Here is a 16,982-nt window from a genome sequence, read left to right as displayed (position 1 = left end):
ATTATCTTTTTTCCAAATATCTCTGATGGTATTCTTCTGCTGGACAATAATTTTTTAATAAAGAAGATTTTGTTACAACATTTCCTGATAATTTTAAATTTACTCTTTTTATAACACTCTCAGCAATTTCTTTTTGTCTGTCACTTAGGTAAAATATTTCACTTCTATATTGCGTCCCAAAATCAGGTCCTTGTGAATTTAAGGTTGTAGGGTCATGAATTTCAAAGAAGAAATCTAAAATTTTTTCATAAGAGATAATTTTAGGATCAAAATCTAACTTAACAACTTCTGCATGATTTGTATTACCAGTACATACCTCTTTGTAAGTGACTGTTTTGCTGTCACCTCCACAATAGCCAACTTCAGTTTTAATAACTCCCTCAAGTTTACTAAATTTAATTTCTGGTCCCCAAAAACATCCCAATCCTAATACTGCTATTTCCATTGATTATACTTTAATTTGATTTACAAATTATTGCTATGCTAACTAAAAATCAATTAGGTTTTTTGTACATGTTTTTATCTGTTTGCACCTTTTCTGTTATGGATTTGCTGGTAAAATGGTCAAGCGACTACCCAACTGGGGAAGTTTTATTTTTTAGGGGCTTTTTTGGTTTGTTGCCCACATATTTTTTAATTCCAAAAGGTAAATTAAAAACTTTTTATACAACTGAAAGATCAAAAGAACATTTATTTAGATGCCTTATGGGTTTAATGGCATTGATAGCAATAGTTATTGCGTTAAGAGAGCTTCCTTTGGCAGTCGTTGTTAGCCTTTCATATGCGGCACCATTATTTATCACCGTATTATCAATTTTTTTATTAAGTGAAAAAGTGGGTATTTTTAGATGGCTAGCTGTCTTAATTGGATTTATAGGTGTTATTATAATTGCTGAGCCTGGCTTTAAGGGTATGAATTATCTTTATTTCCTTCCTCTAATATTTTGTATTGGAATGGCTTTTGTAACCATTACGATTAGAAAGTTATCCACAACAGAACCTATTTGGCTTATCTCAATTTTTTTTACAATTACTATTTCAATCGCTGGCTTGGCCACAATTCCAATGGGATGGAAAATGCCAAATTTTCAAGACTTTATTCTTTTAGCTTTAATTGGAGTAACAGGAGGTTCTGCAAATTTATTTTTAACTCAATCATATAAACTTTCTGAAGTATCTTTGGTGGCACCTTTAAAATACTTAGCTTTGGTATTTGCTATATTTTTTGGTTATTTTATTTGGAATGAGATACCAACTCTAAAAACACTAATTGGTGCATCACTTGTAGTTCTCGCCTCTCTTATAATTTTTAGAAGAGAAATTTATCATAAACAAAAAATACCATCAACAACTAGACATGAATAAAAAACCAAAATATTGGAATACTGCAAAAAAATATTTATCCAATAAAGATAAAGTAATGTCTTTATTAATTAGCAGGTACAAATCTCCTTCAGAGGCTGTGCTTACTTCTAGAAAAGATATATTTTTTTCATTATGTAAGAGTATCATTGGACAACAAATCAGTGTTGCTGCAGCTAACTCAGTTTTTTTGAAATTTAAAAAGAAATGTAAAAATAAGATTAATGCAAAAACAGTCTCTAAACTTTCTTCTGTTCAACTTAAAAGTTGTGGATTAAGTGGACAAAAGGTTAGGGGAATAAAAAGTTTAGCTAAACAAATATTAAATAAATCATTTAACCCTAGATTAATTCCTAAGATGTCAGATGAAGAAGCTATTATTTATTTATCTCAGTTAAGACAAATTGGAAGATGGTCAGCTGAAATGATTTTATTATTTACTTATAATCGGTCAAACATTTGGCCTATACAAGATATTGGTCTTTTAAGAGGAATTTCAAAAAATTATAAAAAAAAATATCTACCACCTGAATCTTATGTAAAATTATTAAACAAAAGATTTAGTCCATACTGTTCAGTTGCAACTTGGTATCTTTGGAGAAGTATAGATCCAGAACCTATTCAGTACTAAAACCTTCTACTATTTGTAGATTTCGCTCAGTAGTATCTCTAGCTATAGCCCAACCATCTTGATACTCTTTAGAATCGTGACATTTCATAGCTTGTTCATGATTTGGAAATTCCCAAATTACAGTTCTTGGGTAAGTTTCACCCTCTAAAGTTTCAAATTTTCCACCTCTCACAAGAGGCTTTCCTCCATAACTTTTTATTATTCCAGTAACTTTTGCCCCATAGTTTTTTAAATTTTCTTGGCTATCTATTCTTTTGTATAAAGCGATCCAGTAGGCTTTCATTAGTCTATCCAATCTAAAAATTTATTTTTATTTGTCACAATATATTCTGGTAGCCCGTTTAAATCAAAATTTTTAAGAATACTTCCATTACCAATTTTATTAACAGTTTTATCAACCTTTAAATCGTAGATGGCTTGTTTATTCCTTATAATTTTATCTATCTGCGTAACTGAAAGAGGGTTTAGATCAAACTCTCTATGATGCAAATAAGATCGTAATTTAAATTCTATTTCTTTTGGTGTTTTGATATTTGAAAAATGCCAACCACCATCATTTATAACTTTTATACTAGTATATTTGGTTTTTGAAAAAAAGGTATCTATTCTAAAAAAGGAATACTTTCTGTCTTTTATATTTCTTAGCCATTGAGGGTTAACTAAATTTTTTTTCTTACATGCTTTTGTTCCTGTCCAAATTAAATTAGGTAACCACAAATTAAATTTGTAGTAAAACATGTCTTGTTTAAACAAAATTATTTTTTCATTTATATTTTTAAAATTTAATTCTGAAAGCTTGGGTATTTCATCAACATCAGAAACCATTATTATATCCTCATCATTTGCTTTCTTAAGCCCTCTAGTTATAAGATTTCTTTGTCCATTTTCTCTATAAGCCGCATTAAAAATTGCTTTTCTAGATTTTTCGCCTTCACTATCTTCAGTATTTATCTCATCTGTTTGTGGATAAGTTTCTTCATCAACTATATAAATTATTTTATCCTTAAATTTTTCAAATTTTTTATGATTAAATTTTAGTTCTCTAGGGTCACCTTTATGAGTGTAAATACTTTCAACAATTACAAAATAATCAACAAATTCATTTAAAGTGTTAAGCCTTACGTCTAGAACTACTTCTTCGTCAAAGTACATAAAGCAATCATAAATTTTCATATTTTTTATTCTTTTTTATTTATATTTATATGATAAAAAATTTTATGGCAGATAAATTAATTATCACTTTTGATCAGTATACAAAAATTGTAGAAAAACTAGCAATAGAAATTTACAATAATTACAAACCAACAGTGCTAGTAGGTATTATGAGGGGAGCAGCTCCCATATTAGACATTCTTTCCAGAATTTTAAAATTACCTATAGCTTATATAGTGATCCAAAGTTATTCAGGAAAAGGAATGGAAGATAAACAGGGTCAATTAATGTTTGCAAGAGAAATTAGTTCTTTAGCTGAGAATAAAGATTTTAATAAAGTTTTATTAGTAGATGATTTATCTGACACAGGATTAACTTTAAACAAAAGTATTGAGTGGTTAAAGAATTATGAACCAACTAAAGATTATATAAATGAAGTTAAAACAGCCTGTTTATGGAAAAAAAAATCTTCCACATTTGAGCCAGATTTTTGTCCAGTTAAACTAGATTCAGACCCATGGATTGTTCAGCCTACTGAACATTATGAAGAGATGTCTATGGAAGAAATAATTAAGAAAAATAAATAGGGCTGGAGTAATTCCAGCCCTAAAAATTATATTTTAAGCAACCGCAAAACTAACGACACTCAAGATTGCAATAATCCATATCGCTGGTGAAGTTGAAGAAAACTTACCAGTAAATAATCTGATTAATGCGTATGATACAAATGCTAAAGCAATACCATTGCTAATACTATATGTTAACGGCATAGCAATCATTGCAAGAATAGCAGGAGCTGCTTCACCAATATCATCCCATTCAATATCAGTTATGTTTCTAACAAAAAGAACAGAAACGAATACTAAAGCTGCACCATCAATTTGCTTAGGTAAACTTGTTGCTAAAGGAGCAAAGAATATACAAGCCAAAAATAGAAGACCAATTACTAAAGAGGTCATTCCTGTTTTCCCACCAGCTTTTACACCAGCACCAGATTCAACATAACTTGTTACAGTTGTTGTTCCCATCATTGCACCTGCTACAGTTCCAACACTGTCAGCCATCATTGCTTTTTCAATGTCTTTAACTTTACCATTTTTATCAACCTTACCAGCAACGTTTGCTACTGAAGTTAATGTTCCTGCAGTATCAAAGAAATCAACAAATAATAAAGTAAACACTACAGTTGTCATACCAGCTGTTAATGCTGCTGATAAATCAAAATCAAATAGATAAGTCATTGGAGGTGGTGAGCTTGCAATTCCATTAAATTTAGCAAGTCCAGTAGCCCATGCAATAATACTGAATAGTAAAATACCAATAATGATATTTCCCTTAATTTTCATTTTTTCAAGAACAACCATCAAAATAAATGCTGCACAACCCAATAGAACAAGGGGATCACTCAAGTCACCTAATTGAACTAATGTTACTGGGTTATCAACAACAACTTCCATGATCTGAAGTCCAATTATTGCTAAGAATAATCCTATGCCAGCGCCAATTCCTAATTTTAAACTTCTTGGAATTGAATTAATTAACCAGGCTCTGATAGGTGTTAATGAAATAATTAAGAATAGAACCCCAGCAACTAGTACAGCTCCTAAAGCTTCTTGAGGCGTATAGCCCATTCCAGCACAAACACCAAATGCAACGAATGCATTAATTCCCATACCTGGCGCCAAACCTATCGGCCATGTTTTTCCATAAAATGCCATTATGAAACAAGCAAGCGCTGTTGCAACAATTGTTGCCGTGTATACCGCTCCAAATTCAAAGAACCCTTTTTCTGGTCCAGCAAATTCACCTGATAGTATAAATGGATTTAAAAACATAATATAAGCCATTGTCAAAAATGTTGTTACACCAGCTATTACTTCTGTTTTAAAATCAGTCTTGTGTTTTTTATAGTCGAAATATTTTTCTAACATTGATCCTCCTAAGATTAAGATGGACTAATATTAGATTAATTAAGAAAATACTCTTAAAAATCCAAGTTTATCAACATATTTCAACTTATAAGTTTATATTTATGCCATATTATGAGTGTTATCATTGAACCATGCATAAATTAAAATTTATTTTAATAAGCTTATTTCTTTTAACTTTTGTTGCCGGCTGTCAAACAATCAAAAATAAAACAGACGCAATTGTTGAAAAAGAAAATGCTAAGTTAAGTGAATACATTGGAAAAACTTCAAGCAATTTGCAAATGGAATTAGGTAAGCCAGATGAAGATTTTAAAAATGATAAAGGTAACTTAGAGCTTGTTTACAACACCAAAAAATATGGAATACTTTGTGAAAGAAGATTTGAAGTAGATTCTAATTCTATAGTGATTGGTTTTGTTTCAAACGGTTGTTTCTAAAAAACTTAATACTTGTGGGGAATGTACCCCACAAGCAAGGTTTTTACTTATTTTATTTCAATAAGTTTTTTCTTTTTATATTCAGGTACAATTCTTTCACAGGCAATTGTTAAAAGACCATCTTTTAATTCAGCACCATTAACTTTCACATCCTCAGCGATTGTAAATGATCTTGCAAATTGTCTTTGTGAGATACCTTTATGAATAATTTCACCATCATCAGATTTGTCCTCAGATTTATCAACTTGTTTTGTTCTTACAGTTAATAAATTGTCTTCAAACTCCACCTCTACATCATTTTTATTAAAACCAGCTAAAGCAACTTCAATAGCGTAGTTGTCTTTTCCAGTTTTTCTAATGTTGTACGGTGGATAATTGGACTGCATGGTTAACCCTCCATTTCCCAGCATATTTTCAAATTGGTCAAACATATCGTCAAATCCAATTGAAAAAGGTCTTAGAGTGTTAAATATAGATAGATCCCTACTTGTCATAGTTTCCTCCTTTGTTAGCAAGGTTAATTTAGTAAGCCCCATTAGGCGACTTACATATGATATTTAGGAATTATGCTTAAAATTTCAAGATAGGACGACTAAATTTTTTTAGAAATTTTTAATGCAAATGCATAATCTAGTGCAATTTCTTCTATAGCCCCATCTCTACCTGATTTACCACCATGACCTGCGTTCATTTCAGTTTTTAAAAGTAATAAATTATTATCAGTTTTATATTCTCTTAGTTTGGCGGTAAATTTTGCTGGTTCATCAAACAATACTCTGTTGTCGCTTAAACTTGTTGTGATCAACATATGAGGATAATCCATTTTCTTAATATTATTATAGGGAGCATAAGAATAAATATAATCAAAGTGATCTTTTTTATCTTTTGCATTTCCAAACTCATCGAATTCTCCAACTGTTAAAGGTAAAGAGTGATCTAGATTAGTTGTCAAAGAGTCTACAAATGGTACTGCCATTATAATTCCTAGAAATAATTCAGGGGCTTGATTAACTACAGCACCCATAAGAAGACCACCTGCAGAACCACCCATACCTATTATTTGATTTTTTGAAGTATATTTATTTTCAATTAAGTATTTTGCAGAAGCAATATAATCTTCAAAAGTATTTTTTTTATTAAGCAGCTTTCCTTCTTTCCACCACTTCATGCCTCTTTCCATGCCCCCTCTAATATGGGCCGTAACCCAGATGATATCTCTATTAATCAAACTTAATCTAGTAGCAGAAAAACTAGGGCTCATAGAGCTTCCGTAAGAGCCATAACCATAAAGCAGCAATTGAGCACTTCCATCCATTTTAGTATTTTTGTGTCTAGTAATTGTAAGAGGGACCAGTCTTCCATCGTGTGATTTACAATCTACTCTTTCTACAATGTAGTCATCAGGATTATGACCAGATGGGATCTCTTGTTCTTTAACTAATTTTTTTTCTTTTGTGCTTAAGTTATAAGAATAAACTCTAGACTGTGTCTTAGGTGAAGAATAACTTATATATATCTCATCTGTATTCTTATCTCTTTGCATTAAAGAGGCACCAGGAACATATACAGTTTCATCAGAAAAAATTAATTCTTCTTCTATTCCAGTTGTAATATTTTTTACAAATAATTTATCTAAAGCATCTGAAGTTTCAGATCTAATGATCCAATTTTTTAAAAATGTTAAACCTCCAATTAGAACCTCATCTTTTGCAGCAATAAAGGTTTTCCAGTCTGGTTTTTCTAAACTATTACTAATGTCTACTTTAAAATCTTCAGCATTTTCATTAGTATGATTGTAAAATTTACTATCCCAAGAATTAACAGAATAAAGAATTCCTCTTTGTCTTTTTTTTATTAATTTAGGTTTGGGATCTTTTTCATTAACATCAAAGTAATATTGTTCAGATGTATTATGGTCTGAAGAGCTGATAAAGAAATATTTATCATCTGCACTTAAACCAATTCCAACCGTAAAAGCTTCACTTTTTTCTTCAAAAATTAATTGATCCTCACTACCTTTAGTTCCTAATTTGTGTCTATAAATTTTTCTTGGTCTATGATTTTCATCGAGTTTTGAATAAAAAACATACTGATCATCTAAACTGAAAGTTATACTACCTGATGTTTCCTCAATCTTTTCAGTAACTAATTTTTTTGTACTTATATCTCTAATATATATTGTGTAATATTCAGAACCCTTTGTATCTAAAGAATATCCCAAATATTTGTCATTAAAACTAACCTCCAAATCACCAACACCAAAGTATTCTACTTTTAGTTTTTCTTTTTCTTCATCCCCATTCCAAATTTCTTCAATATTATTAGTTCCAATTTTTTTCCTTAATTTTATAGAATAATTTCCTTTGGTAGTTGTTTTTGACCAATACTCATAATCAAAATCTTTAAAAGGTAAAGACTCATCATCTAATTTTATTCTTCCTTTGATTTCATCAAATAATTTTTTTTGAATGGTCTTGGTATCTGATAAGTGAAAATCAGTATAAGAGTTTTCTTCTTCAAGATATTTTCTAACTTCAGGGTTTAATTTTTTGCTATCTTTTAAAACTTCCAGGATGTCATCTTGATGTATCCAACTATAATCATCTTCCCAACTAATATTATGACACGTTTTTATTTCTGATTTTTTTTTAAGATGTGGTATTTTCATGGATAGAAATTAAATATATGAATATTATTATTTATACACTAGTTTTTTTGGGAATTGCTTACTTTTTACTTAAATTAGTAGCCAACACTTCATCAAAAAAAATATCAAAACATTTAAGAAAATTAATTTTCTTAGGTTTAATAATGTTAGCAGTATTATTTGTAGTTGCTGGCAAGTTTTTATTAAGCATTCCTCTAACATTACTGAGCTTAGCTTTAGTTAAGTTAAAAGGGTTTTCAATATTTCAATTAATTGGCTTATTCAGACTTATACAAACACTTAGAAACTCTGGAAGATTTTCATTTAACCAAAATCAAAATGTTAAAAATTCTTCTAAAATATCTATTGAGGAAGCCTACAAAATTTTAAATTTAGATATAAAAAAAAATATTAGTAAAGATGATGTTAAAAATGCATACATAAAAATTCAGAAAAAGATACATCCAGATATTTCACCAGAGACCACAAGGTTATCGACGATTGTAAATGAAGCTAAAGAGATTGTATTAAAAGATATTTCTTAGTTAAGAATTTTTTTTAATTGATCAAAAATTTTGTCTGGATTAATTTTCTCTTTACCTAATGTATTATGTGTTACTGTATTTTCTCCATCAGGGATAATAGGATACATTCTTGAGGAATAATTCCCATATATTAATGGTGTGTCTGCCATTAAAACAATTGTTTTAATGGCAAGTCCTGACGATAGATGACTAAAACTAGAGTCATTACAAATAGAAATATCACAATTTTTAATTATTGGTAAAGTTTCTCTTATATTTAAGTCATCCAAAGGAATACATTTGTCTTTAAATTCTGTATTGAGTATTTCTTTTAAAATTTCTTGTTCTTCTTTATTTTTACCAGTAGCTAAAAAAAACCTACACTTATAAGTATTAGAGATTAAACGAATTAGTTTTATAAATATTTTAGCTGGAATTCTTTTAGTTGGTCCTGATCCACCTATGCCAAGTAAAATATTTTTTTGATCATTATTGATTTTAAATTTTAATTTTGCATCCTGAACAGATTGATCATTGATAATAATTTTTGGATCATCTTTTACAATTAAATTTAAGTTTTTATTTATAAATTCTTTTGCAGCATCTATTATATGCTGGTTTTTTTTTACAAGTAAGGGATATTGATAAATATTTTTAATGCCAGCAAATTTTGCAACTAAATAAAATCTAAGTGATGAATTAAAAATAAAAATTTTATCAAAGTCATGTTCTCTAAGTTCTTTTGCCAAGTTTATAAATCCACCAAAACCCTGGTGTCTAGCACCCTTGAGATTGTTACCTTGTTCAAGAATGATTATTTTTTCAATATTTTTATTATCTCTTAAGAATTGTTCAGTTTTTGAACTTTGTTTAACTAGAATACTTACAGGTGTATTAAATTTTTTTGAAATAGCATCTATAAAAGGTAAATAGATTACCATATCTCCAATTCCCATTTTATTTTGTACTACTAAAATTTTCATTTAATACTTTATCATCTTTACTAAAATTTTTATTTATATAAGTTTAGCATATGAGTAAAATTAGAGGTATTTACGCGGCTGGAATGTCAGTTTTTAATGATGATTTAAGTCTAAATATAGCAAAGACTATAGATCATGCAGAAAGAATAATAGATCAAGGTTGTCATGGTGTTGCTATTTTTGGAAGCACTGGGCAAGCACAACTTATATCTATAAGTGAAAAAATTAGCCTCTTAAATGAATTATCGAATAGCAAATATAGAGAAAAATACTTAATTGGAACTGGGCTAAATTCTTTAAATGAAACTATAAATTTAATGAAAGTAGCTAACTCTTTAAACTTTAGCGATTTTTTAATAATGCCACCAGCTTATTATAAGTATGGTGATAGTGAGGTAATAGAATTTTACTCAAAAGTAGTTGAAGCTGTGCCAGACAGTAAGATTATATTATATAATTTTGAAAAGTTATGTGGCTACAAGTTTAGCGTTGAGTGTGTTGAGGAGCTTGTTAAGAAATTTCCAAAACAAATAGTTGGTGTCAAAGATAGCTCCTATAACCTATATGAAAATTTAAGGATTGATAATTTTTCTGTTATGCCGGGATCAGAATTGAAACTCCTAAAGGGTCTTGAGCTTGGATGTGATGGAATTATTACGGCAACTTGCAATGTAACTGCTAATTTATCTAGAAAAGTTTACGATGATTTTAACGAAAAAAAACAACAAACTGTAAATGACATACTATGCAAGGTTAGGGGTACTTTTGACCAATACAATTTAATATCAGGATTACATTCTTTTATGTCAGATCAAGACGATTGTTACAAAAATGTTATACCACCGGTTAGTCTTTTAAACGAAAAAGATAAAAAACAACTTGTGGAAGATCTCGGTAAGCTTAATTTTACATTAGGATCACTTAAGGCAGCTTAAATATAGCTAGCAAATTTTTTAACAACATTTTGAAACAAGAGACTATATTTATCAGTAATTAATTGATAAATCTAATTTTCTTAAAGTATGAAAAAAATAAAAAAAAATTCAGCTAAAAAAAAACCTTTAGTAAAAAAGAAGGTCAAAAAAATTACAAATAAAAATCATAAAAAAGATTTAAAAGTAAAAAAAAATATTTATAAAAAAAAAAATAAGTAAAAATATAAAAACAAAAAAGAAAAAACAAAAAGTTAACACTAGAAAAAAAGTAACCTTAATATCAAGAGTAGTTACACTTCAGAATTCTTTAAAACCAGAATTTAACTTTAAAATTAATTTTAATTTAGAAAAATACATTCAAGCTTTTTTTGATAGTATCGCCAATAGAATATCTGAATATAAAACCTTAAAAGCTGAAGAAAAAAGAAGAAGACAACTTGAGGAAATTGAAAAAAAAGAACAAGAAAAATTAAAAATCCAAAAACAAAAAGTAAAAGAAGAAGAGGAGCAAACTAAACTTAAAGAAAAAGCATTAAAAGAAGAAATTAAACTTGAAAAGGAAAGAGCAAGAGACATAAAATTATTTTTACGTAAGGAGCAAGCATTACTTAGAATTGAACATGCTGAAAGGCAAAAACAATTTTTAAAACAATTACAATTAGAAAAACAGATAGAAAAATTTAGAATAAGGGAGATTAAAGAATTAGAAAAACTTGAAAAGATTTCATTAAAAGAAAAAAGAGATGATTATGCTGGTCTTCAAGCAAGAATAGAGAAACTAAAAGATAAATATAGAATCATAAGAGACCAAAAAATTAGAGAGAGAGTAGAAGCTTTAGGAGTAAAAATCCAAGGTGATGAGGATAGAGATACTTTACTTCAAAAAGAGAAAGATTATAAAGTTGCAAGACAGAAAATTGAACTTTCTCTTGAAAGCTTTTACAGAAGTGCCAGTAGTTTAGTTTTTCAACTAAATAAACGGCACATCACTAGACACATGTCTATTTTTAGATGCATTGATCAAAGATTTGAAACTGGTGAAATCTTTATCAAATGGGATGAAGCACCCGATGAAGAGTGGCTGCTATTAATTTATATAAAAAATAATTCTCCTGATGAAGGGATAGTCATTGAAGATAAATCAGATCCTGAAAAAAATTTATCTCATGAATTCAAATCAAATGAAATATTTAAAGCATCAGATTTAATGGTTGACTCGTTAACTCAGTTAATTTCAAGAAAAAGAGCTAAAAAAGATTGAATTAGATACTATCTTCTTTAATCAATCTTTCAATTTCAGGTATTAGTTCACGACTTTTAAATGATGGATAGAATTCTAATGCGCTTTCAATACTCTTAATTGCTTTTTCATATTCTTGAAGTTTTATGAAAATTCTTGCTTGTCCTGATAAAGCCCCAAAGTGTCTAGGCTCTATATCTAAAACTTTATCAATATCATTTAATGAATTTTTAAACTGACTCATTAAAAAATATACTGTTGCTCTTTTATTCCAGGCTTCAGACCATTTAGGGTCATTCTCCAAGATATTACTAAAAACTTTTAATGCATAATTATAATCACCGTATTGCATCAGCTCTGTTCCAAACTCTAACTTTTCAGTTAATTTAAAATCATTAGGATGTTCGTTCCAGACAGACCAAATTTTTTGCTCCAATAGAGCAGCACTTTTTGAATTATCAATAATTTGAAGTTGGTCAAAAAGATTATTTAAAATAACTTTCTGCGATGACTGAGCAGAAGAAACAAAACTAAATATAAATACGAATAGTATGAAAACTTTCATAATTAAAATATATTTTATTCAGTGCCTCATCTCAACATTAAAAACTTATTTCAAAAGTTGTTTCTTATTTTTTAAAAATAAAAAGAAAGCAATAATCTCATAAAAAAATGAAAATAAAGTAAAAATTATTGGAGTTTTAAAGAAACTATAAAGAAACTTATATTTAGGAATTTTTTTCCATACTAATAAAAAAGCTTCTGCCCCCCCAATTACTTTCTCCCCATCTTTAATATGAAGTCTACGCAAAAGGTTTTTAGCATTTCTTTGAGTTTCTATTTCTGCTGATTTATTATTTGTAATATCCACCCATTCTATGTCTTTAATATTTTGTTTTTTATACAAATTTATCTCAGCGCGGCAAATTTTACATGAATTATTAAAATAAACTTTCACAATCTATTTTTTATCTTTCCAGGCTGTCATTCCGCCAGTCATATTTTTCACATTTTTTATTCCCATTTCCTGCATAGTTTTAGTTGCAAGTGTGCTTTGACCTCCAAGACCACAAAAAACTATATATTCTTTGTCAGGATTTTTCTTAAACATTTCATTTTCTAAAGGACTACCATCAGCTAAATAAAACTCTAATAAGCCTCTTTCTAAATTTACAGCATTACCAATAGTCTCTGACTCAAAACTATTTTTATCTCTTACGTCTATAAATTGAACATTTGGGTCATTTAGTTTTTCTTTGGCTTCATCAACCGAAATATTTTTTATCTCGTTAGAAACGTTCATTAATTCATCAAATTTTTTCATTATATTGTCCTTTTTTTAAATTTATTCCTAAAATTATATAGAATCCGACAGATTGTATATGTGCGAAATACGACAATTGAAAAAATAATTATAACTATTACTTGTTATGTATGAATGATTTTTTTACTAAAACAGACTTATCAAGAAAAGATGCTGAGAGCATTATATCAGAAACATTAAATAGTTGTGATGATGGTGAGCTTTACTTAGAAAACTCTAAAAGTGAATCTATTGTACTTGATGATGATAAAATAAAGAGTTCTAGTTATAGTTCTGATCTAGGATATGGCTTAAGGGCGGTTACTGGTGAAGTAGTAGCTTATTCTCATTCAAATGAAATTTCAAAAAAATCATTAAAACAATCAGCTAGCAATCTAAGCTCAACATTGAAATCTCAAAAAGGTATTTACAATCATGAAATTCCACAAACTAATGAAAAATTTTATAAAGATGTGAATCCGATAGAGGAAAAATCACTACAATCTAAATTGGATCTTTTAAGAGAAGTTAATAACTATACGAGAGCTAAAGGTGGAATGGTAAAACAAGTCACTGCTAGTTTTGCAGGTGAGCATAAATCTATAGAAATTATAAGATCTGGAGGTGAAGTGTTAACAGATGTTAGGCCTTTAATTCGTTTTAATGTTTCAGTCATGCTTGAGAAAGATGGAAAAAAAGAAACAGGAGTTTATGGAATTGGTGGAAGACAATCTTATGATGAATATCTTAAAGATGATAATTGGAAAAAAGTATGTGATGAAGCATTTAGAATTGCTTCAGTAAATCTTGAAAGTAAACCTGCACCAGCAGGAGAAATGAAAGTTGTTTTAGGATCGGGCTGGCCAGCAATACTAATTCATGAAGCTATAGGGCATGGTCTTGAAGGTGACTTTAACAGAAAAAAAACATCTGCTTTTCATAATTTAATGGGTCAAAGAGTTGCTAGTGAGGGTGTTACTATTGTTGATGATGGAACTCTTCATAATAGAAGAGGAAGTTTAACAATAGATGATGAAGGGACACCTACTGAAAAAACTGTTTTAATAGAAAATGGTATATTAAAAAATTTTATGCAAGATCGACTAAATGCTAGATTGATGAACACAAGATCAACAGGTAGTGGAAGACGAGAAAGCTACAAGCATGTTGTTCTACCAAGAATGAGAAATACCATGATGTTAAATGGAAAATATTCTCAAGAAGAGATGATTAAATCGGTTGATAAAGGAATATTTGCAGTAAGTTTTGGTGGTGGGCAAGTAGATATTACTTCAGGAAAATTTGTATTTAACTGTACAGAAGCTTATGAAATTATTAATGGTAAAATTGGATCACCTATTAAAGGTGCAACGTTAATTGGTGATGGACCTTCAATTTTAAAAGAGGTTTCATTGGTTGGCAACAACATGATGCTTGATCCAGGTATTGGAACTTGTGGAAAAGCAGGGCAAGGTGTTCCAGTAGGTGTGGCACAACCATCGATCTTAATTGATAAAATGACTGTTGGTGGAACTCAATTATAAATCATATGGTTAAAGATCAAGATTATTTAAAAAAGACAGCTTCTTTTTGTATAGATTTAGCAAAAAAACTTGGAGCAACAGATTCGACTGCTGCTGTGATGCACTCCATCTCAGAAACAGTAAATTTTAGAAATAAAAAATTAGACGAATCTGATCGGTCAGATAGCCTAGGCGTTAGTCTTACAACTTATATTGGCAAAAAAAAATCAAGTATTTCTTCTTCAAATCTTACTGAAGAAAATATCAAGACATTGGTTGAAAGATGTATTGAGACAACAAAAATTACTCCAGAGGATGAATATAATTCATTACCAGATAAAGACTTATTGGCTAATAAAATTAATGATCTAAATTTATATGATGATGACCATATAGAGAATGATGAAAAAATTGAATATTTAAAAGAAGTAGAAGAGGCTGCATTTCAAAAAAAAGAAATTATTAATACAGAAACTGGTTTTTCTGAGTCAAAATCAAATTTTATATTAGCTAGCAGTGATGGTTTTTTAAATGGTTATAAATCTTCTTCTTTTTCAGCATCATGTGTTGCTGTAGCAAAAGATTCTAGTAATAAAATGGAAAGAGATTATGAATTTACCAGCACTTGTCATCTAAATGATATGTTAAGACCCAGTCAAATTGGTGAAATGGCAGCAAAAAAAACACTACAAAAATTAGATCCAAGAAAAATAGAAAGTGAAAAAATTAGTATTGTCTTTGATAGAAGAATTTCAAAAGGAATATTGAGTACTTTTGCAAATGCAATATCTGCTTCCTCAATTGCAAGAGGCACATCTTTTTTAAAAGATAAAATTAATGAAGAAATATTTACCTCTTCAATAAATATTTTTGATAAACCCAATATAGTTAAAGGATTAGGGTCAAGGTATTTTGATTCTGAAGGAGTGAAAACTGAAGAATTAAAGTTGGTAGATCAAGGTGTTTTAAAACATTACTTAGTAGATACCTATAATGGAAAAAAGCTAAACCTTAAGTCAAATGGTAGAAGTGGTGGAACAAGTAATTTATATTTTGAAAAAGGTTCCATTTCTTACAAGGACTTATTAAAATTAAATCAAAGAACTTTATATATTACAGAAACAATCGGTCATGGAAGTAATTTAGTTACGGGAGATTATTCAGTTGGTGCCACAGGGTTTATGGTTGAAAATGGAGTGTTTAAATATCCAGTAAGTGAAATAACTATTGCTGGAAATTTTAAAGATATATTCAAAAACATTACTTTGGCTGATGATCTTGAGTTTAAATATTCTACCAATGCTCCAACGATGTTAATAGAAGGCATGGTAGTTGCGGGTAAATGAAGGATTTCTGTATTATTGGCTCAGGTATTTCTGGTGCAACAATTGCAAATTCTCTCAGTAAAAAATATTCATTAGATGTTTATGACAAAGCGAGAGGAGTTGGAGGAAGATCATCTAATAAAAAGCTTAATAAGAATGAAAGCTTTGATCATGGTGTTCAATATATTTCACCAAAAAGTATTCAATTTAAAAAATTTATAAAAAGTTTAATTTCTAAAAAAATTGTTAAAAAATGGCCAGGAAAACATTTATTTTTAAATACTGATAAGAAAGAAGACAAAAAACATATTAAAATAATTGGAAAAAAAGGTAACAACGCAATCAGCAAATATCTATTAAAAGATATCAACTGCAATTTTAATAGTGAAGTAATTAAAATTTTTAATAAAAATAAAGTTTGGGAAATATATTTTTCTGATGGGTCAAAAAAATTATATAAATCATTGATATTAACCTGTCCATTTCCTCAATTAAAAAAACTTTCAAAAAAATATATTAAACATTCATTTATTAATCAAAAAATAAAAATGGATGCAAATATAACAGTCATGATGGCAACAAAAAAAAGTAAACTTAATGTTAGTAGTTATTTTTTTAATGATAAAATTTTAGGTTGGGCTGGAAATGAAAATAGTAAAATGCGATTTAAAAGTAAAAATGATCTTTGGACTTTGCAGAGCACTTACTCATGGGCAAATAAAAAAATTGATAAAAATCGAGAAAATAAAAAATTGAACACAAAAATTATGATTGAGCAGTTTTTTAAACTTACAGGTATCAAAAAAACCAAAGTTTTATTTTCATTAAATCATGGCTGGAAATATTCATCTAACTCAAAACCTTTGAGAATTAAAAGTTATTGGAATTCTTCCTTAAACCTAGGAGTTTGTGCGGATTGGTTTGTTGGACCTAGACTAGAGTCGGGATGGATAAGCGCTAAAGATCTTTTTAATAAAATAAATAAATAA

General features: G+C 28.9%; 21 protein-coding genes. 11 read left to right on the top strand and 10 right to left on the bottom strand.

Annotated features, from left to right (window positions below):
- Nucleotide 1: 1 nt before the first annotated feature.
- Nucleotides 2–445 carry a peptide-methionine (S)-S-oxide reductase MsrA gene (gene msrA / locus AC5SLT_RS05980; RefSeq protein ID WP_271487127.1) on the bottom strand — a complete coding sequence of 148 codons (444 nt, stop codon included), beginning with the start codon at nucleotides 443–445 and terminating at the stop codon, nucleotides 2–4.
- A gap of 35 nt (nucleotides 446–480) precedes the next feature.
- Here msrA and AC5SLT_RS05975 point away from each other — a divergent pair, with 35 nt between their 5' ends.
- Nucleotides 481–1,365, top strand: a complete 885-nt coding sequence (locus AC5SLT_RS05975) for a DMT family transporter (protein WP_494591685.1) — start codon at nucleotides 481–483, stop codon at nucleotides 1,363–1,365.
- Entirely contained in the window at nucleotides 1,358–1,993 is a 636-nt protein-coding gene (locus AC5SLT_RS05970; protein ID WP_494591683.1) for a DNA-3-methyladenine glycosylase family protein, read from the top strand. The genes AC5SLT_RS05975 and AC5SLT_RS05970 overlap by 8 nt, the downstream gene beginning before the upstream one ends.
- Here AC5SLT_RS05970 and AC5SLT_RS05965 read toward each other — a convergent pair.
- Nucleotides 1,980–2,276, bottom strand: a complete 297-nt coding sequence (locus AC5SLT_RS05965; protein WP_018413583.1) for a DUF1330 domain-containing protein — start codon at nucleotides 2,274–2,276, stop codon at nucleotides 1,980–1,982. The genes AC5SLT_RS05970 and AC5SLT_RS05965 overlap by 14 nt on opposite strands.
- Nucleotides 2,276–3,166: a glycosyltransferase family 17 protein gene (locus tag AC5SLT_RS05960; protein WP_494591681.1), complete on the bottom strand. Its 891-nt coding sequence runs from the start codon at nucleotides 3,164–3,166 to the stop codon at nucleotides 2,276–2,278. The genes AC5SLT_RS05965 and AC5SLT_RS05960 overlap by 1 nt, the downstream gene beginning before the upstream one ends.
- 29 nt (nucleotides 3,167–3,195) lie before the next feature.
- On the opposite strand from AC5SLT_RS05960, the gene AC5SLT_RS05955 reads away from it, so the two are divergent.
- The gene (locus AC5SLT_RS05955) at nucleotides 3,196–3,732 is read left to right on the top strand and encodes a phosphoribosyltransferase (RefSeq protein WP_271487501.1); all 537 of its coding nucleotides are present in this window, start codon (nucleotides 3,196–3,198) and stop codon (nucleotides 3,730–3,732) included.
- A 33-nt stretch (nucleotides 3,733–3,765) separates the two neighbouring features.
- Here AC5SLT_RS05955 and AC5SLT_RS05950 read toward each other — a convergent pair whose 3' ends face one another.
- Entirely contained in the window at nucleotides 3,766–5,076 is a 1,311-nt protein-coding gene (locus tag AC5SLT_RS05950; RefSeq protein WP_006997728.1) for an NCS2 family permease, read from the bottom strand.
- Nucleotides 5,077–5,207: 131 nt separating this feature from the next.
- Between AC5SLT_RS05950 and AC5SLT_RS05945 the strand changes: the two genes are divergently transcribed.
- Entirely contained in the window at nucleotides 5,208–5,513 is a 306-nt protein-coding gene (locus AC5SLT_RS05945; RefSeq protein WP_494577879.1) for a hypothetical protein, read from the top strand.
- A 47-nt stretch (nucleotides 5,514–5,560) separates the two neighbouring features.
- On the opposite strand, the gene AC5SLT_RS05940 is transcribed toward AC5SLT_RS05945, so the two are convergent.
- Both AC5SLT_RS05940 and AC5SLT_RS05935 read right to left on the bottom strand, forming a co-directional pair.
- Nucleotides 5,561–6,007 (bottom strand): Hsp20 family protein, encoded by a 447-nt coding sequence (locus tag AC5SLT_RS05940; RefSeq protein ID WP_006997730.1) that lies wholly within the window; start codon nucleotides 6,005–6,007, stop codon nucleotides 5,561–5,563.
- Between the two features lie 98 nt (nucleotides 6,008–6,105).
- Nucleotides 6,106–8,181 carry a S9 family peptidase gene (locus AC5SLT_RS05935; protein WP_494591679.1) on the bottom strand — a complete coding sequence of 692 codons (2,076 nt, stop codon included), beginning with the start codon at nucleotides 8,179–8,181 and terminating at the stop codon, nucleotides 6,106–6,108.
- A gap of 17 nt (nucleotides 8,182–8,198) precedes the next feature.
- Between AC5SLT_RS05935 and AC5SLT_RS05930 the strand changes: the two genes are divergently transcribed.
- Entirely contained in the window at nucleotides 8,199–8,705 is a 507-nt protein-coding gene (locus tag AC5SLT_RS05930; protein ID WP_494591678.1) for a J domain-containing protein, read from the top strand.
- On the opposite strand, the gene AC5SLT_RS05925 is transcribed toward AC5SLT_RS05930, so the two are convergent.
- Complete coding sequence (locus AC5SLT_RS05925) at nucleotides 8,702–9,667, bottom strand: glycosyltransferase family 9 protein (RefSeq protein ID WP_494591676.1); 966 nt, start codon at nucleotides 9,665–9,667, stop codon at nucleotides 8,702–8,704. The genes AC5SLT_RS05930 and AC5SLT_RS05925 overlap by 4 nt on opposite strands.
- Nucleotides 9,668–9,717: 50 nt before the next feature.
- Between AC5SLT_RS05925 and AC5SLT_RS05920 the strand changes: the two genes are divergently transcribed.
- The 3 genes from AC5SLT_RS05920 to AC5SLT_RS05910 all read left to right on the top strand — a co-directional run bounded on the left by AC5SLT_RS05920 (nucleotide 9,718) and on the right by AC5SLT_RS05910 (nucleotide 11,863).
- Nucleotides 9,718–10,602, top strand: coding sequence for a dihydrodipicolinate synthase family protein (locus AC5SLT_RS05920; RefSeq protein ID WP_494591675.1), 885 nt, complete (start codon nucleotides 9,718–9,720; stop codon nucleotides 10,600–10,602).
- 87 nt (nucleotides 10,603–10,689) lie between these two features.
- The gene (locus AC5SLT_RS05915) at nucleotides 10,690–10,821 is read left to right on the top strand and encodes a hypothetical protein (RefSeq protein WP_494591673.1); all 132 of its coding nucleotides are present in this window, start codon (nucleotides 10,690–10,692) and stop codon (nucleotides 10,819–10,821) included.
- A 778-nt stretch (nucleotides 10,822–11,599) separates the two neighbouring features.
- The gene (locus AC5SLT_RS05910) at nucleotides 11,600–11,863 is read left to right on the top strand and encodes a hypothetical protein (protein WP_494573954.1); all 264 of its coding nucleotides are present in this window, start codon (nucleotides 11,600–11,602) and stop codon (nucleotides 11,861–11,863) included.
- A gap of 1 nt (nucleotide 11,864) precedes the next feature.
- Here AC5SLT_RS05910 and AC5SLT_RS05905 read toward each other — a convergent pair whose 3' ends face one another.
- Genes AC5SLT_RS05905 through AC5SLT_RS05895 form a run of 3 tightly spaced genes read right to left on the bottom strand, consistent with a single transcriptional unit; the run spans nucleotide 11,865 to nucleotide 13,166 of the window.
- The gene (locus tag AC5SLT_RS05905) at nucleotides 11,865–12,407 is read right to left on the bottom strand and encodes a tetratricopeptide repeat protein (protein ID WP_271616243.1); all 543 of its coding nucleotides are present in this window, start codon (nucleotides 12,405–12,407) and stop codon (nucleotides 11,865–11,867) included.
- 45 nt (nucleotides 12,408–12,452) lie between these two features.
- Nucleotides 12,453–12,800: a thiol-disulfide oxidoreductase DCC family protein gene (locus AC5SLT_RS05900; protein ID WP_006997738.1), complete on the bottom strand. Its 348-nt coding sequence runs from the start codon at nucleotides 12,798–12,800 to the stop codon at nucleotides 12,453–12,455.
- Nucleotides 12,801–12,803: 3 nt separating this feature from the next.
- Nucleotides 12,804–13,166: a rhodanese-like domain-containing protein gene (locus tag AC5SLT_RS05895; protein ID WP_271564001.1), complete on the bottom strand. Its 363-nt coding sequence runs from the start codon at nucleotides 13,164–13,166 to the stop codon at nucleotides 12,804–12,806.
- A 110-nt stretch (nucleotides 13,167–13,276) separates the two neighbouring features.
- On the opposite strand from AC5SLT_RS05895, the gene tldD reads away from it, so the two are divergent.
- The 3 genes from tldD to AC5SLT_RS05880 are packed head-to-tail and all read left to right on the top strand — an operon-like array spanning nucleotide 13,277 to nucleotide 16,982.
- Nucleotides 13,277–14,689: a metalloprotease TldD gene (gene tldD / locus AC5SLT_RS05890; RefSeq protein WP_494591671.1), complete on the top strand. Its 1,413-nt coding sequence runs from the start codon at nucleotides 13,277–13,279 to the stop codon at nucleotides 14,687–14,689.
- 5 nt (nucleotides 14,690–14,694) lie between these two features.
- The gene (locus tag AC5SLT_RS05885) at nucleotides 14,695–16,014 is read left to right on the top strand and encodes a metallopeptidase TldD-related protein (protein WP_271499785.1); all 1,320 of its coding nucleotides are present in this window, start codon (nucleotides 14,695–14,697) and stop codon (nucleotides 16,012–16,014) included.
- Entirely contained in the window at nucleotides 16,011–16,982 is a 972-nt protein-coding gene (locus AC5SLT_RS05880; RefSeq protein ID WP_494591669.1) for an NAD(P)-binding protein, read from the top strand. The genes AC5SLT_RS05885 and AC5SLT_RS05880 overlap by 4 nt, the downstream gene beginning before the upstream one ends.

Source organism: Candidatus Pelagibacter sp. PS_11 (genome assembly GCF_059417975.1).
This window is presented reverse-complemented; position numbering and strand designations above follow the sequence as displayed.

Bases quoted from the DNA above. Each gene is read 5' to 3' on its own strand.
- msrA (WP_271487127.1), bottom strand. From the start codon at position 445: ATGGAAATAGCAGTATTAGGATTGGGATGTTTTTGGGGACCAGAAATT.
- AC5SLT_RS05975 (WP_494591685.1), top strand. From the start codon at position 481: ATGCTAACTAAAAATCAATTAGGTTTTTTGTACATGTTTTTATCTGTT.
- AC5SLT_RS05970 (WP_494591683.1), top strand. From the start codon at position 1,358: ATGAATAAAAAACCAAAATATTGGAATACTGCAAAAAAATATTTATCC.
- AC5SLT_RS05965 (WP_018413583.1), bottom strand. From the start codon at position 2,276: ATGAAAGCCTACTGGATCGCTTTATACAAAAGAATAGATAGCCAAGAA.
- AC5SLT_RS05960 (WP_494591681.1), bottom strand. From the start codon at position 3,166: ATGAAAATTTATGATTGCTTTATGTACTTTGACGAAGAAGTAGTTCTA.
- AC5SLT_RS05955 (WP_271487501.1), top strand. From the start codon at position 3,196: ATGATAAAAAATTTTATGGCAGATAAATTAATTATCACTTTTGATCAG.
- AC5SLT_RS05950 (WP_006997728.1), bottom strand. From the start codon at position 5,076: ATGTTAGAAAAATATTTCGACTATAAAAAACACAAGACTGATTTTAAA.
- AC5SLT_RS05945 (WP_494577879.1), top strand. From the start codon at position 5,208: ATGCATAAATTAAAATTTATTTTAATAAGCTTATTTCTTTTAACTTTT.
- AC5SLT_RS05940 (WP_006997730.1), bottom strand. From the start codon at position 6,007: ATGACAAGTAGGGATCTATCTATATTTAACACTCTAAGACCTTTTTCA.
- AC5SLT_RS05935 (WP_494591679.1), bottom strand. From the start codon at position 8,181: ATGAAAATACCACATCTTAAAAAAAAATCAGAAATAAAAACGTGTCAT.
- AC5SLT_RS05930 (WP_494591678.1), top strand. From the start codon at position 8,199: ATGAATATTATTATTTATACACTAGTTTTTTTGGGAATTGCTTACTTT.
- AC5SLT_RS05925 (WP_494591676.1), bottom strand. From the start codon at position 9,667: ATGAAAATTTTAGTAGTACAAAATAAAATGGGAATTGGAGATATGGTA.
- AC5SLT_RS05920 (WP_494591675.1), top strand. From the start codon at position 9,718: ATGAGTAAAATTAGAGGTATTTACGCGGCTGGAATGTCAGTTTTTAAT.
- AC5SLT_RS05915 (WP_494591673.1), top strand. From the start codon at position 10,690: ATGAAAAAAATAAAAAAAAATTCAGCTAAAAAAAAACCTTTAGTAAAA.
- AC5SLT_RS05910 (WP_494573954.1), top strand. From the start codon at position 11,600: ATGTCTATTTTTAGATGCATTGATCAAAGATTTGAAACTGGTGAAATC.
- AC5SLT_RS05905 (WP_271616243.1), bottom strand. From the start codon at position 12,407: ATGAAAGTTTTCATACTATTCGTATTTATATTTAGTTTTGTTTCTTCT.
- AC5SLT_RS05895 (WP_271564001.1), bottom strand. From the start codon at position 13,166: ATGAAAAAATTTGATGAATTAATGAACGTTTCTAACGAGATAAAAAAT.
- tldD (WP_494591671.1), top strand. From the start codon at position 13,277: ATGAATGATTTTTTTACTAAAACAGACTTATCAAGAAAAGATGCTGAG.
- AC5SLT_RS05885 (WP_271499785.1), top strand. From the start codon at position 14,695: ATGGTTAAAGATCAAGATTATTTAAAAAAGACAGCTTCTTTTTGTATA.
- AC5SLT_RS05880 (WP_494591669.1), top strand. From the start codon at position 16,011: ATGAAGGATTTCTGTATTATTGGCTCAGGTATTTCTGGTGCAACAATT.